At 33.1% G+C, this 15586-nt stretch carries 15 protein-coding genes; 9 read left to right on the top strand and 6 right to left on the bottom strand.

Going from position 1 to position 15586, the window contains the following annotated elements; genetic code table 11:
- Positions 1–26: 26 nt before the first annotated feature.
- From JK636_RS07275 to JK636_RS07265, 3 genes are all read left to right on the top strand, one after another.
- Positions 27–872 carry a hypothetical protein gene (locus tag JK636_RS07275; RefSeq protein WP_202748167.1) on the top strand — a complete coding sequence of 282 codons (846 nt, stop codon included), beginning with the start codon at positions 27–29 and terminating at the stop codon, positions 870–872.
- A gap of 30 nt (positions 873–902) precedes the next feature.
- Complete coding sequence (locus tag JK636_RS07270) at positions 903–1184, top strand: Ada metal-binding domain-containing protein (protein WP_202748166.1); 282 nt, start codon at positions 903–905, stop codon at positions 1182–1184.
- A gap of 1096 nt (positions 1185–2280) precedes the next feature.
- On the top strand, positions 2281–2781 hold the full coding sequence (locus JK636_RS07265) for a nitroreductase family protein (protein ID WP_202748165.1): 501 nt from the start codon (positions 2281–2283) through the stop codon (positions 2779–2781).
- Between the two features lie 445 nt (positions 2782–3226).
- On the opposite strand, the gene JK636_RS07260 is transcribed toward JK636_RS07265, so the two are convergent.
- Entirely contained in the window at positions 3227–4000 is a 774-nt protein-coding gene (locus tag JK636_RS07260) for a hypothetical protein (protein WP_202748164.1), read from the bottom strand.
- Positions 4001–4517: 517 nt separating this feature from the next.
- Between JK636_RS07260 and JK636_RS07255 the strand changes: the two genes are divergently transcribed.
- The 6 genes from JK636_RS07255 to JK636_RS07230 all read left to right on the top strand — a co-directional run bounded on the left by JK636_RS07255 (position 4518) and on the right by JK636_RS07230 (position 10933).
- A complete protein-coding gene (locus JK636_RS07255; protein WP_202748163.1) occupies positions 4518–6269 on the top strand; it encodes a hypothetical protein in 1752 nt (583 codons plus the stop codon).
- Positions 6270–6289: 20 nt separating this feature from the next.
- The gene (locus JK636_RS07250) at positions 6290–6631 is read left to right on the top strand and encodes a zinc ribbon domain-containing protein (protein ID WP_202748162.1); all 342 of its coding nucleotides are present in this window, start codon (positions 6290–6292) and stop codon (positions 6629–6631) included.
- On the top strand, positions 6628–7077 hold the full coding sequence (locus JK636_RS07245) for a hypothetical protein (protein WP_202748161.1): 450 nt from the start codon (positions 6628–6630) through the stop codon (positions 7075–7077). The genes JK636_RS07250 and JK636_RS07245 overlap by 4 nt, the downstream gene beginning before the upstream one ends.
- Positions 7078–7099: 22 nt before the next feature.
- Entirely contained in the window at positions 7100–8674 is a 1575-nt protein-coding gene (locus tag JK636_RS07240) for an AAA family ATPase (protein ID WP_202748160.1), read from the top strand.
- Positions 8675–8747: 73 nt separating this feature from the next.
- A complete protein-coding gene (locus JK636_RS07235) occupies positions 8748–9248 on the top strand; it encodes a hypothetical protein (RefSeq protein WP_202748159.1) in 501 nt (166 codons plus the stop codon).
- Between the two features lie 107 nt (positions 9249–9355).
- Positions 9356–10933: an NADase-type glycan-binding domain-containing protein gene (locus JK636_RS07230; protein WP_202748786.1), complete on the top strand. Its 1578-nt coding sequence runs from the start codon at positions 9356–9358 to the stop codon at positions 10931–10933.
- An 80-nt stretch (positions 10934–11013) separates the two neighbouring features.
- On the opposite strand, the gene JK636_RS07225 is transcribed toward JK636_RS07230, so the two are convergent.
- From JK636_RS07225 to JK636_RS07205, 5 genes are all read right to left on the bottom strand, one after another.
- On the bottom strand, positions 11014–11424 hold the full coding sequence (locus JK636_RS07225; RefSeq protein WP_202748158.1) for a hypothetical protein: 411 nt from the start codon (positions 11422–11424) through the stop codon (positions 11014–11016).
- Positions 11425–11727: 303 nt separating this feature from the next.
- Positions 11728–12699 (bottom strand): phosphotransferase family protein, encoded by a 972-nt coding sequence (locus JK636_RS07220; protein ID WP_202748157.1) that lies wholly within the window; start codon positions 12697–12699, stop codon positions 11728–11730.
- Between the two features lie 173 nt (positions 12700–12872).
- Positions 12873–13325 (bottom strand): GNAT family N-acetyltransferase, encoded by a 453-nt coding sequence (locus JK636_RS07215; RefSeq protein ID WP_202748156.1) that lies wholly within the window; start codon positions 13323–13325, stop codon positions 12873–12875.
- Positions 13326–13444: 119 nt separating this feature from the next.
- Positions 13445–13912: a hypothetical protein gene (locus JK636_RS07210; protein ID WP_202748155.1), complete on the bottom strand. Its 468-nt coding sequence runs from the start codon at positions 13910–13912 to the stop codon at positions 13445–13447.
- A gap of 286 nt (positions 13913–14198) precedes the next feature.
- The gene (locus tag JK636_RS07205) at positions 14199–15383 is read right to left on the bottom strand and encodes an MFS transporter (protein WP_202748154.1); all 1185 of its coding nucleotides are present in this window, start codon (positions 15381–15383) and stop codon (positions 14199–14201) included.
- Between the last annotated feature and the right edge of the window lie 203 nt (positions 15384–15586).

Here is a 15586-nt window from a genome sequence, read left to right as displayed (position 1 = left end):
AACTAGAGGAAGTGTGTGAGAAATATATGAAACATATAATATTTTATTCAGGGGGCATAGGCAGTTATTTTGCTGCAAAACGTGTCATAGAAATATATAATAGAGAAGACATAATTCTATTATTTACAGATACTATGATGGAAGATCAGGATTTACATAGATTTATTGAAGAAACATCCATAAAACTTGGAGTTGAACTTGTCACTATAAAGGATGGAAGAACACCTTGGGATGTTGCAAGAGATGTACGATTTTTGCCTAACAGCAGAGTAGCACAATGTTCACATCTTTTGAAACAAAAGGTAGCAGAAAAATACATAAAGCAGAATTTCAATCCTGAAGAATGTATACTATACTTAGGCATTGATTGGACAGAAGAACATAGAAAGAAAGCTCCTATAAAAAATTGGCACCCGTATACAGTTGAGTTCCCTATGTGTGAACCTCCTTATTTGACAAAGATAGAAATGCTAAATAAATTAGTGAATGAAGATAATATCCAAGTGCCAGAACTTTATAAATTAGGTTTTGCACACAATAATTGTGGAGGATTCTGTTTTCGAGCAGGGATAGGTCACTTTAAAAATTTATTAGAGAAAAGACCGGAGTTGTACAAGTATCATGAAGAAAAGGAGCTAGAAATAAGGGAATATCTACAGAGAGATGATATAACTATTTTAAGAAGAAGAAAAAATGGGAAAAATGTAAATATTACTTTAAGAGAACTCAGAATAGAATTAGAAAATTCACCTCAGCAACTTGATTTAATGGATTTAATTGATCATGGTGGATGTGGATGTTTTGTAAATGAGGTAAGCGATGAAGATTTAGAGGCGCACAGTGGAGATTATGTCTATAGGGCAAATAAATGATTGCTAAACTTTATATCAGAGGTAGTATATATGTGTAAAGAAAATGTGGAAACTAAACTATACACCCTAATTGATAAAAGCAATAAATCATATAAGAGTGAAATAAAAGGAAAATTAGGCGGTCACAAACGCCTAAAAATATATGGAAGGCTTGATTGCCCGTCTGCTTTACGATACATAGCAAAAGGGCAGTATGTAAAATACCGTGTATTCTTTACAGATGAAGAAACCGCAATTGCTGCTGGTTATAGGCCTTGCGCGGTTTGTATGCCGGAAGAATATAAACAATGGAAAAAGAATAAAGGTAAATAAATCAACGATGTGATTTAACTCAATTACAATCAATCGATAATCTATCAAGAATTAGGGTAGAGAGTTAGCTCAATGACCCTATACCAACCTGCTTAACAGTAAGGTGGTTCTGCTAACAGCGATAAGAGGGTTAAAGGCCTAAATGACCTTTAACGGGCTATCTGCGAATAGCAATGAGCGTGTATAGATAGCCCAGGGTTGTTATTATGATGACGTAGTATCTTCTTATCTTAGGGTAAGAAGTTTTTTTGTTATATCGAATTTGAGATTATTAGCATGAGGAGTGAAATATATGGATAAAAAAATAGAGGTTGTAACCCTGGCTGAGGTAATTAAAGACATGACGCCTGAAGAACTTATATGAAATACCAAAGTAGGATTTTAAATGTAAGTCCAAAATCATATCTGCCGTCGTGATTTACGACGGCAGGTTAAACACAAATTTTCAATAATTAAAGCTTGACCTAAGGTGGCGATTTGCCATGTCAGGTCAAGCTTTTTGTTACCATTGCAACATCATTCTTCTATATATATTTATATAGGCATATTAGGCATATTATATATAACCTATATATACCTATATTATCTATTTTATATTTATATATAATTTAAAGTTACAAAGTTACCAATATATAAGAAAGCCTTGATTTATCTGCTCTTTGGGATGTAACTTTCTTTGTAACTTTCTGATTTTTAAAGTTACAAAATTACGAATGAAAGTTACAAAGTTACAAGTGAAAGTTACACCATTTTGCAGTGAATAAAACCCTAAAAATTTTATATATCTTCCAGTCTTGTAAAACCTTTTGTGGACCATAACAGCCAAATCTGCAGGTGAAATTACATCTTTTCCATCCAGGAATGAATGCCAAAATACTGTTTATCTTAAATATGAGGTATGTAAAGCCTTTCAAAGCTGTATTCCCATTTTGGGAACTTAGGTTTTATCTTAAAAATGTGATATTTGAATTATTCGTATTAATAAATATACAAAAAGAATAGTTTGCAGTTGTTTAATTACATACCTCTTGTTAAATTTAACCTCAATTCCTATAATAAAAATATAATCCCAAAAACATCACAGGAGGCAAATTAGATGAAAGCAATACTAAACAGAAAAAGCATAAGAAAATATAAAGACATAAAGATAAGCGATGAAACCATAGAAGAATTATTAAGAGCGGCTATGGCAGCACCTTCGGCAGGAAATGAACAGCCTTGGGAGTTTATAGTTTTAAGAGACAAGGAAATTATGAAAAAGATAACTGAAGTACATCCATACTCAAAGATGCTGCTAAATACAGATACAGCAATTGTTATTTGCGGTGATGAAGCTAAGGAAGTATTTAAGGGCTATTGGGTGCAGGATTGTTCAGCTGCAACTGAAAACATATTGATAGCTGCGGAGGATATGGGACTTGGAGCTGTTTGGTTAGGCGTTTATCCAACAGAGGATAGGGTGCAAGCCATAAAAGAGCTTTTAAATCTTCCTAATAGCGTAATTCCTTTATCAATAGTACCAATAGGATATCCTGATGAAGATAGAAAGATGGCAGATAGATTTAATAAAGCAAGAATACATTATGACAGATGGTAAGATTGACTTAACAATATAACTCTTTTGTTAACATTGCTACGTATTTTCCTATATATATATTTATATTAGGCATATTAGGTATATTATATATACTCTATATATACCTATATCCCCTATTTATTATTTATATATATATTAATGTTAACAAAGTTAACAAATATTAATAAAGCCAGTAATATCAATGGTTAAGGCTGTTAACATTCTTGTTAACATTCTAAAAGTGTATGTTAACAATATTAACATTAGAATGTTAACAAAATAATGCTTGTTAACATAGAAAGTTAACAAAATTTCTAATCATAATAAGCTGAAGTGTTTAAAGCATGACCTAAGGCGGCGATTTACCGTGTTAGGTCATGCTTTTTAACTTATGGATGTAGTAATGTATGCTAGCTTTGTATACTATCTTGGAGTTTTTTAGATTGATTATTCTCCACAGCAATAATTATCTTTTTCTGAAAAACCTGGTAAAGGCATACACAAATAAGATAAATGGTGCTAGAACTACTAGCAAAGCTATATATTCTGCTATTTTATATAAATAGGTTAAAACAAGGAAAATTATACTAATTGAAATAAGGGTTATAGGTATTTGAATTAAGAGCTTAAAAAGTTCGTTTTTATTTAATTTATAAAAGATATAGCTGGTTACAATAGATGTTATTATTAAAAGGATGCAGTAAAGTATATAGTGATTAGTTGAAATAGCTTCCGGATTAAGATTGAAAAATTTTAAAAAACGTAATTTAATAAATAGCAATGCCGGAAGCAAAGCAATTAGAGATTCTAATAGGTAAATACTAAAAGAAAGAAAGAGTCTTATGGGATAAAAAATTTCAAATAAGAAAGAGATGTCATCCCACCCTTTACGAGAGGTGAACATTTGAAGAATGCTTCTAATGAAGCCGCTTACTGTTGCTAATGTCAAAAATTCTATCAATTCAATAAATAGGTCTTTGCTTTGTGCTGTTAAGGTCCATTGCTGCTTAACTATCTGAAAGTTAAAATGTCCATTTTCAATGCCTTGCTGAACGGCCTGAATAAAAATTCCAATAAATTTAAAATCACCTACAATTTCATCTCTTAAGTCTTCTATAATGCTAAAATCACCATGAAAAAAAGCATTCTTTAAAAAAGGTATTACAAACATGTAGAGTATAAGCGAGTAAATAGCGCAAGTGATAACCAAACTTCCAATTCCTCTTTTTCTTATTCCCATTACCCCCCTAATCAGATTAAGCTGATAAAAAAATATCATTTAATTATATTCATTTCACCTGAAAATTATATGTGTAAAGGTCTATTTATTTCAAAAATTAAATATAAATAAATATGTAATAATTGTGCTAGATAGGCTGTGGCAAGCTACATAAATAACAATATAAGCGACGCTGTTGCGTTAGAATTGCTTAAGAAATCATTAGTCATTCAAAAGATTTATTATGAAGTTATTGGGGCTGGATTGTTCATCAAAGATGGGAAAGTAAAATTACAGGCATAACTTTTTAGGGGGGAAGCTATGGATTATAAGTGAAGTACAGGCGTAGAAGTATTTGGCATAAAGACTTAAGAAGCAATAGAAATACAAAATGATATGAGAGGTTTCAAATGATAATAGAGTAAAACTATAAAACCGTATACTCTATTATTTTGTAATGTTCTTAAATGCTAACCATCCATAAAAATAAATCTGACTTTCTAATATTTATAAGTCAACGTTAAGGAGGTATTCTTCTATGTCAGAACAAAGGGTAATTAGTGCGGCAAACTTATCTCTAATAGAGAACAATCTTCAAACTATCTACAGGAATATTGAAGTGGTTAACAACAATGTTGATGTAGTTAATCAAAGGGTAAATGCTATAGATCAGAATGTAAATGTGGTTTACAATGAGGTAGCTAAATTGGCCGCAGAGTTTCAAGATTATGTAGATATGGCTGTTAAACAGCATAACCTTGAAGTGGCATTAGCTAACATTATAAAAATACGTCAAGAACTAGAGAAAAAATATGGTCACTATGATGAAGTTCGTAGAACAACAACCGGAATTCTTCAGGCAGATGATTTGGGTATCGTGAGAAAGGATACTATTAGTACTGCCACAGAAGAACTTATGATTTCAAATCCAAATTATTGGCTTGCACCATGCTTAGTAGCTATAGCAGCATGGATAAATAATCAGCAGGAACTTGCAGAAAAAGCTCTGCATGAAGCAATTAAGAGAAATGATGAAAAAACTTCCTTACTCTTTGCACTTATATGTCGTCGTGCAGATAGAAAAGATGCCTGTTTAAAATGGACACAAAGATATTTTGCAAATCAAGATGAAGAAAACTTAGACAGAAAATGTATTGTTATTATAGATGCTTTTGCCAGTGGTTTATTAGGTACTGACTCAGAAGGAGTCATTTCAAGGCAGATGACTGAATGGTTAAACAAATTATCAGATAAGCCGGGGTTTGTTGAGCAGCAAACAACTCAATGGTCTGAGGCTATCAATGCAAAGCGTCCTCCTCTAACAGAAAGCTGTTATCCATATCTAAAAAAATACAGCAGGACATGGCCTGTATTAGAACATATTATGGAAGGAGCTTACCTGCATGCAGAAGTTTTCAATTATCTTGAGAACATCTTTTCTCAGGAGGCATCAACGGACTCGCTGAAAGAACAATTAGATGAGGAACTAATGAAACTAGTTACAGATTTTGACGATGAAGAGCTGCCATTAAGAAGAGAAGAAAAATTTAATCAGTTTATTATTGATTTCGAAGGCGATAAGAAAAGAGCTCAAGCAAGTATGAAGGTGGAGCAGACTGCCTTTGAAGAGCGTAAAAATTTCACGCAGCTTTTAACTGATGCAGCTATGAAGCCTGAAAGCTCACATGCAGGCATCTCAACACAAAAGTTTGCAATAGCTCTTTCTCGCGATTGGATAATCAATGCATATAATGATGTTACTGCTCAGAACAGAATGAATATTCCTAATGAAATTGAAATTAACATAGATTCCTTTAATGACAAAACAACAGACGGAAAAGATGAGCGTGAACTTGCGGACAGATTTAACAGTCTTGTAGATAAAGAAAAAACAGAAGCCTTGGCAAAACTCAAACTTTCAATGTTTGAAAAGTATTCGTTGTGGGGAGGGGGAGCCATAGGTGTTATAGGACTTATAATGATAATTTCAGGAAACGCCCTGTTTGGCTTTATTGGGATAATTGCCGGTATTGGTTTGGTTATAAATCATTTTTCAAAGAAAAAGAAGCTTGAGGAGCTTAGGAGCAAGCTTGAAACTCAGTTTGAAGAAAAGCGTAGCAGCGGAACACAGATTTTACTTGCAACCTTAGCTGAAGTAGTTGACTTTAGAGCTGAGTTCCAGGAGAAGGATAGTGAAAGTCAAAAGGTTATCGATTATCTGGAACAAATATCTCCTGAGCAATACATCAAAAAGCTTTCAGATTCAAATAGAAGAATCAGAATTTCTTAATAAAGATAGGAGGGCTAATTATGAACGCTAAGGATAGAGCTAATTTCATTAATTCGGTACAGACAGATACAATTGAAAAACTAATATGCAGTGCATGTGGTGCTGAAATTACGGCTGGAGATAAGTTTTGCGATAATTGTGGTGCAGAGGTTGTCATAAATAATAGAGAGCTCATGGAGGAGAAAGCACCTCTAAATAGAGTCAGAGAGCCTGCAGTAAAAGCGGCTGAAAAGGTTAAAAGTAAAATTGCAGACACACAAAGGAAAACCTATGTTGAACCGATTAATATTTTTGCTTTAGGACTGCCGGAGTGGAGTATTGAGCCTCCGCAGGTAGTAGTTAGGAGGAAGAGAAAAATATGATTCAAGTTCCGCATACCTATTCTGAATGGGTTGCTATTTTAGAACTTTTAAAGACAAAGTCAAATGATATTGAGGTTTTAGAAGCAATGCAGCAGGGAACCGTGCAATGGCAGTCCGGTGTGGCAGAACGTTTTGCTAAAAAACTTGTAGATGTTATCAATTACAGAATGAATTCAGCTGCTGATAAATTTCAAAGAGATTACAGCTTTGCAAGGGGACAGGAAGCGCTAATTATCCAATCGCTTCTTGCACTTCGAAAGGAACTTAATTTTCTTGCTCAAGCTATTAATTTAAATGCTGTACCTGAGAAGGATAGATATCAGTATGTAAAGCTTGTACAAGAGCAGGCAAACAGCATGCAGAAATCACTTGAGGATTCAGCAAAGAAGGATAGAACAGGAAAGCTTCTAAGCCTTGTTAGAAACAATAAAGTAAATTCATTTTAGCTACTGCGAAGGGAGCAATTTTATGAGTGACTTATCTAAATGTAAAGAACTGCTTAAAAGATATTCTATAGCTAGAATTCCATTTATAGCAGTTAATACAATAGAGCGGGGAAGAACCTTGGAAATTCTAAAGCAAGTGGGGGAAGAACTAAACCTTCAGTTTTTTGTTCATACCTTGTCAAAGGGTGTATATGATTTGACAAGTGAGAAAGTTTTGAGCGAGGATAAATCTATTTATGGTGCAATTGATTTTATGGGTGAACAGATGAAAAGAAAGCAGTGTCTGACTCTTGTGCTGACAGAAGTACCTGATTTAAGCGGTGACAACAGCGACGCAAGACAAGTTTTGGATCTGGTAACACTTGCCGAGGAGTCTGGCGGTGTAGTAATTATTCTTACAAGCAATGAGGTTTGGAATCAGCTCCAGAGGCTGGGGATGACCATAAAGGTTGATCTTCCAAATGAAGATGAGATGTATGACATTATTAAGGAATACATTGACGATTACCGCAATGATATTCCTATTGAATGGGATAACAAAGACATTCGAGAAGCTGCTTCAATGCTGGCGGGAGTGACAAGAATTGAGGCGCAGAATGTAATAGCAGCCCTAATTGCCAACAGGAGTATTAAAAAATCAGACTTGGATGAAATAAGATTTGCAAAGGATAGGCTTTTCTCTGATATATCCGGTCTTGAAAAAATAGAAGTGGATGAGAGGGTTAAGGATGTTGGCGGATTAGAGGGACTTCGCAAGTGGCTTGAAGAGAAAAAAGCCTTATTAACTCCTGAGAAACGAGATGAAATGAAAGCTAGAGGACTTCAGTCACCAAGAGGGATTCTTCTTGTAGGAGTTCCCGGCTGCGGAAAATCTTTATCTGCTAAATCTATTTCGGCAAATTGGAAGCTGCCCTTATATAGGCTGGACTTTGCAACAGTACAAGGCAGCTATGTTGGTCAATCAGAGCAGCAGCTTAAGAACGCCTTAACTACTGCAGAAAACGTTTCGCCATGTGTATTGTGGATAGATGAAATTGAAAAAGGTTTATCAGGAGCAGGCGGCAGCAATGACGGCGGTGTGTCAACAAGAATGGTTGGGCAATTTTTATTCTGGCTTCAGGAGTGTAAAAAACAAGTATTTGTTGTGGCGACTGCCAATGATGTTTCCATGCTTCCTTCAGAGCTTTTAAGACGTGGACGATTTGACGAGTTATTTTTTGTAGACTTGCCGACGGCTAATGAAAGAAGAGAAATTATAACAATGTATATGAAAAAATATCTGAAATTAAATTTTACAGGACCTTTCTCAGATAAAATTGTAGAAATTACTGATGGCTTTACCGGAGCTGATATAGAGTCAACTATCAGGGAGCTTGCTTATAGAATTGTTGCCAATGAAAGTTATGAGCTTACAGAGGAGAACATGATTACAACTTTCAATAATGTTGTACCTCTTTCTCAAACGAGCCCGGAAAAAATTGATGCTATTCGTGATTGGGGAAAGGAAAGAGCTGTTCCGGCTTCAGGAAGGCCTATCGGGGCAGAGGAATTGTCTCAAAAAAACAAAACCGTAAAAACAAGAAAAGTTTTAGTATAGGTTAGATATATAATAACTAGAGGGAGGGAAATGCAGAACCTCCCTTTCCTGTAGTTTTAAATAGGGGGGATGGATGTTGCCAAGACCAATGTTAAAACTTACACAGCAAAACAAAGCTCAGACGAATAATGTGCTTAGTGTAACTAATCAGGAACAAAAAAATCAGATTACGCAAATGGATAAGATGAAGCTTGACAGAATTCTTCGTCAGCGCCGTTCGAAGGAATATATGGATGCACTTAACAAATTGGATGTAGGGGGACATGTTCATAACCAGGAAAAGGTTAACAATATAATCAATGTAATAAAAAGCGAGTTCCCTGAAGTGCAGCTTTCAGGTATCCTTCTTGGATATGTATCTGTGTGTTATTTAGGCAGACCTTATGAAGTTCATATACTTGATATAACAGGTGGGATTATCGAGCACTTTGAAGCCGGACACTCTCTTCCAAATGGAATGGAAAAAGCTCGTTCTATTGCTATGAGAGGTGGGTATGATTTTATTGAAGTTTACGTAGACTGCTGTCGCGCTGTTAGTTCAAATGGAACAGTATCAGTAATTTCGGGCTTATGATTTGAAGCTTATAAAAACAAGAAATGACATAATTAAGTATTTCGCATATAGATTTTATCTTTTCTCTTAAAAATGAGTATGTTCTTAAAATAGAGGGGGATAACCTAATGAGTATTTGTAAAAAATGTGGTTTTGAAGTTAGAAGTACAAGTAAGTTTTGTCCAAAATGTGGAACACAAATAGAGCATGATACTGATGCTGTTAAATCAGAGGAGCATCAGATAGATGATATTCCCTCAAATGCAATCATAGAGGATAAAACGAACATATCTGAAGAAAAAAATGATCCTATAAAATTTAAGGAGTCGTTTGAAAAACTAAGTGTAAATTTTATAAAAGTGTTTAGAAAAATTCCAAAGCTCTATTTAGAAGTAACTATTGTAGTAGTAGTTATTATAGCTGTAGCAATAGGCAGTGGTAGTTATATATTCAGTAAAGATCGTGCTCTAAGTAGATTTAAGAGTGCCATGACTTCTCATAAGGCAAATGAAATTGCGAAAATACTATCTGAAGGCAGTTCTGGAGTTGAAATTAATGAAAAAACGATCCAACCTTTGATAAAATATATGGATAAGAATCCCCAATGGCTAAATTTGATGTTAGATTCTATAAAGCAGCAAAGTGATAAGGTGGGCGGTGAAGCTGCAAAACTTGCACTAAGCTCAAAGGAAGCAAGTTCTCCGGATATAGTTTTTATTAATAAGGGGAAAAAATTTTTGATTTTTAATAAATATGCTTTCGAGATTAAGCCGTACTATATAAATCTTAATATGAAACTTAAGAATTCAAAGGTAAGTTTGAACGAAGGGACTCCTGTTGTATCAGATAAGGATAACTACACTGCAAAACTTGGACCTTTTATACCCGGAATATATCAATTGAAATCATCTTTTGAAGAAAAATATCTTAATGTTAAAAAGGATATGGACATTGAACTCATAAGCAGTCATAAAAATTTGGGAGCATCTCAAAATACAATTGATGTGAACATAAATTTTGATGAGATCGTATTTGTACAGGTAAGCTCAGATTATGATAATGCAAAAATATACGTAGATGGAAAAGATTCCGGTGTTTTAGTTAAAGATGCAAATAAATTTGGACCGCTTTCCTCATCTTCAGAAATTTATGCAGAAAATATAGTGGATGGCAAAGCTATCCAAAGCGATAAAGCGGTAATTGGAAATAATAACTCTATCTATCTTAAGTTTCCTAGTATAAAAAAGCCAGAACCAGATACTGAAGCTATACCGTCAGGTGCGCCTGTATTTAATAAAGTATCTGCATCATCAGATCTAAAAGAAGTTAATTTCAACCATGAGCCTAAACTTGTTTACGATGGAGATAAAACAACCGCATGGGTTGAAGGAAGCTCAGATGATGGAATTGGTCAATGGGTAGAACTTTATAATGATTCATTGCAGAGTGTTTCAGGCATAGATATAATTAATGGGTATTCAAAAAGCACTAAATCCTATTATTCTAACAACAGAGCAGCCAAAATAAAAGTAGATTTTTCAAATGGAAAAAGTTTAACCTATGATTTGCAGGACGGTATAATGGATACGCAGCGTCTAAATTTTGGAGAGGTAATTAAGACACAGTATATAAAGATTACCATTTTGCAGGTTTATAAAGGAAATACTTATAGTGACACCTGCATATCTGAAATAAATGCATATTAATTAAGGCTAATGTATTTAAAGCTTGACCTGACACAGCAAATCGCCGCTTTAGGTCAAGCTTTTAAATTTACAGCTAGCAGTTACTCATTATTTTTTAACCCAAACTCATAATAATACCTAATAGCTTCATCAACAATGGTATTCATATAAACATTAACATCATGATGAGAAGCTTTAATCTCGTTGAGCATTTTTGCAGTAGAGTAGCGGATCTTATAATATCTCCCCACAGTATAAGGCTCATCATCAACCTTAGGAGTGGCAACGTTGGCTTCTGTTTTTATTTTTCGATTATCTGTTAAAGCTGTATTATTTTTATTAAAGTTAAAAGTATTTGATGGAGTGGGTTCAGCAGCAGGCGGGGCTGGAGCAAAGCTAAAGGATGTAATGACATTGCCAAAATCTACATCGCCTTCTATAAAACCGCAATCATCTTCTTCAATCACATCTAAGGACTCTGCATCTAAATCTAATCTCTTTTTTCTAACCATAATATCTTCACCTCTTTTTTTATATATAAATATGCAAATAGTTCCTTTAATTTTGAAAAAGGCGCATGGTTGCAGTAAATATTTATATATTTAATTTTATACATAGGTAAAAATATATATATTTATATGGTTTTATATTTAAATATTTAAATTTGTATAAGATGTTGGTGCGTGTAAATGTAGATAAACTTTTCTTTACTATGCCTATTATTGAAATGATAGGTAAATTCTTTATAATGCCTTAAAAACATATCTTTTCTACTTTCAAGTTCGAAATATAAGAATACTGCTTAATATAAATACTTAGAATTTCATAAGGTCAACTAGTGTTTCTTGAAGTCGTGCACTTGCCCATTTAAATTGATTTTCATCAGGATACTTACGATAAGAGCATTCTATAACCATAATGAGATAAAGATATATTTGATAAAGAACTGCTCTTATTTCCTCTTCCTTCTCAAGGACTAGTCTTCCTTTATAGCTTTTCATGAATTCTTTATTATTTAAAAGAAAACCGCATACTGGATCAAGCAGTGCATCTCCATATACTGCACGCTCACAATCAAGAATACCTGTTATTTTTGATGTCTTAGGGTCTACAAATATGTTTCCATCCCACAAATCCTTGTGTATTAGAGATGGTATTTTTACCGCATTTAATACCTCACGCTTTTCATATATCATATTATAAATTTTATCATAATCGTAGGGGAGCATAACCCTAACATCCATGGCATCGGCTAATAAATCCTTTATCATACATAAAAAAGCCTGATCCCATGTGTCAAATTTCTTATCATCTTGTGATATATATCCGAAATAGCTGCCTTCTATACTGTGTATTTTACGTGCAAGCCCACCAAGCTCAGATGATATTTCTCTATACTGTTCTTCTGAAAGTTCCGAACGTATCTTATTGAGTGGTACACCATCTACAAACTCCATGAAGAAAAAGTCATTTTTAATAATTTCTCCACTTTGATCATAATAGAAAACCTTTGGAATCGGTATATCTCCAAGTGATTTAATCTTATTTAGAACATACACTTCTGTTTCCATGATGTTTTTCTCATATCTCATTACAGTCACATCCTCAGGTGGTGAAACCTTGAGTACCGTTTTAAATCCATTTGTGAGCGTTAACATATATGCAGTGTTGAAATAACCATCTGTTAACTCTGTTATTATTTCAGGTTTTGCACTATTTCCGAATGCTTGTCTTGTCATCATATTGATTTGCTCATAGGTTAGTTTTGATTTTGTTATACTCTCCATATTGATTACTCCTCTACGAATTTATTACTGGCAATTATACCATATTTTGTATTGCAAAACAAAAACACCGTAAAATTAAGTTCTGAATAATACGGTGTTTTGAATAAATATTCTGTTTTTATGTTATTTCACAATATTTGAAAGTTGACACTTAATGGAACTATATGTAATGATTACTTTTTTAGTATATTTATATCTTCATATTTCATTAAATAATAAGGTTCATTTTCTATAACTTCTTCCTCGATTGTCCACCCTTGAGATAAATAAAAATGAAAAGCATTTACATTTGCCTTTACACACTTCAATGTTAGCGGTAATCCAACTACTTTTGCAGACTGATTTATCAATGCTTTGCCTACCCCACATCTTTTAAAATTTGATGAAACAAATAAATTGTGAATAAATTTATCTTCTTCCCAAATTGAAATAAACCCAGCAATTTCATTGTCTATTTTTGCTGTTAGTATTAATTCACCTTCTGTACTACTATCAAAATCTTCTAGCTTTATACTACCATGTTCCACCCAATTAAAATTTTCCTGTCTTGTGTTAAAAAAAATCTTGCGTAGCTCATCATAATCTTTTTTTTGAGCTTTTTGTATAGAAATATTATTTTTATTCATTATATCTTCTCCTCTCATGCTATAAAACAATTCACAATAGTTTACAAAGATTCCTTAACCTATGTATTGAACTAGCGAATCATATAAGAATGTTCCACAACAATGACTCGCTATGCTCATTAGTCTAACTTTTGAATTTTAATAATGGACTTAGAGTGCTTTAAGTATGAGATTTTATATTTGTTATATTGTTTAATTGTTGGCGTAAACCATGTATCTTCTTGAATTTTGGTATTATTAATATAAATTGTATTGTAGGCCCTGTTATGTTCAATATTGGTGACAGTCCCTTCAGCTAATAAAAAATTACCAGTAATTAATGCTGGAACATCTCTAATAATTGGTATTTGAATAAAAAATAAATAACAGCAAATAACAGCAGTTATTGCAACCTGACTTAAATATATGAAAATCATCTTTGTTCTACTTTCTTTATTAAAAGAATGTAAGTATGAAAAAGTCCCTTCTCTTATCTTCTTTCTTATACGCATATCTTTATGGGTAAGAAATATAACAAACGGCAAAAATATTGTCATTACTAAACCTACAATAAAATTTAAGATAAACTCAATTAAATACTTAGTCATATATTCTACCTTTCTGGTTGCTTAGCGCTTAATATATTGCGCTTACGAATTCGTTATTGGTAATTATACCATATATTTCAAACCAATTCATGTAAATATTTATAGAGCAAAGAGAATACTTCATTAATTAATACCTATATTGTGAAGTTCACATAATATGTTATAAGAAATATATTAAAAAACTAGATTGGATTGAATCCTGTATTCAGCAGGAATCAGTCCAAATCTATCTATATCATCATCGTATCAAATTTAGTAGCCGTTCTCTTCTAAATATTTTACCAGATTATTTTGCTGTTTTATGGACTATAAATGCTATAATTTGAGTTGCTATACCAAAAATACAAACTCCGTACCATCCAAAATGTGAATAACTGTAAGTTCCTAGAAAAGAGCCAAGGGATCCACCAAGAAAGAAGCTTACCATATATACTGTATTAATCCTGTTGCGCATTTCCTCATTCAATGAATGTACTCTTGTTTGATTGGAGACATTACATGATTGGACTCCTAAGTCAAGCAATATAACTCCTAAAATCAACCCAAACATTTTAAATCCAAGGAAAAGAAATAATATATAAGAAAGTATTACAACAGATATACATATTCCTATAACAAATCTAGGCCCTCTCTTGTCAGCTATTCTTCCTACCAAAGGTGCAGCTAAAGCACCACTGATGCCAACCAATCCTAATAAACCTGCTGCTTGTGATCCCATATTATAATGAGAGCTTTCAAGTAAAAACGTTAGTGATGTCCAAAAGGCACTGAAGGCCGCAAACATCATAGCACCATTTATAGAAGCCTCTCTTAAAACAGATTCAGTCTTTATTAAACGAAACAATGATTTTAGTAAATCAATATATTTAATATTAGAAACAGGTTTGTGTACGGGAATTATTTTTCTTAAAACAAACATAAGGATTATCATCATAGCTGCTGCAATAATATATACTATTCTCCAACCAAAATAACCTCCTAAAATGCCGCTGAATGTACGTGAGGCCAAGATACCGATTAATAAACCGCTCATAACCGTTCCTATTATTCGTCCTCTCTCCTTTGGATCAGATAACTGAGCAGCCAAGGGTATAATGAGCTGAGGGATAATAGATGTAAAGCCAACTGCAAAAGAAGAAATTATTAACATAGATATATTGCGGGAAAAAAACATACTTAAAAGAGAAAGCACTGAAAGCAAGAGCATAACAGTTATTAAATTTCTTTTTTCTTTTATATCACCAAGAGGTAATATTAGTATCATTCCGGCTGCATAGCCTATTTGTGTGAGCATTGCAGCAGAGCCTACACTAATTTCACTGACATTAAATGTCTTAGCCATATCTGCCAGTAATGGCTGAATATAATATAGATTTGCGACTGTAAGACCGCAGGCTATGGCCATTACTGTAATTAATAAATTACTCAATACAGGGTTACTTTTTGTAGAATTATCTTTTAATAGTTCCATAATACTCCACTCCTTTTAATAGATAAAATAATAAAAATGGCAAAGGTAAAATAAATGTATATAGTAAACTGAACGTTTAGTTTATAAATATATAATATACCAAACGTTCAGTTTTGTAAAGTGCTATTTTGCTTGAAAATCAAAAAAAATAAATATATAATATACGTATAGTTTATTAATGATATGGTCAAAACTTTAATATT

This window comes from Clostridium rhizosphaerae (genome assembly GCF_016765585.1).
GTDB lineage: Bacteria > Bacillota > Clostridia > Clostridiales > Clostridiaceae > Clostridium_AT > Clostridium_AT rhizosphaerae.
The sequence above is the reverse complement of the archived record's forward strand: the minus strand, read 5'-3'. Positions and strand labels throughout refer to the sequence as shown.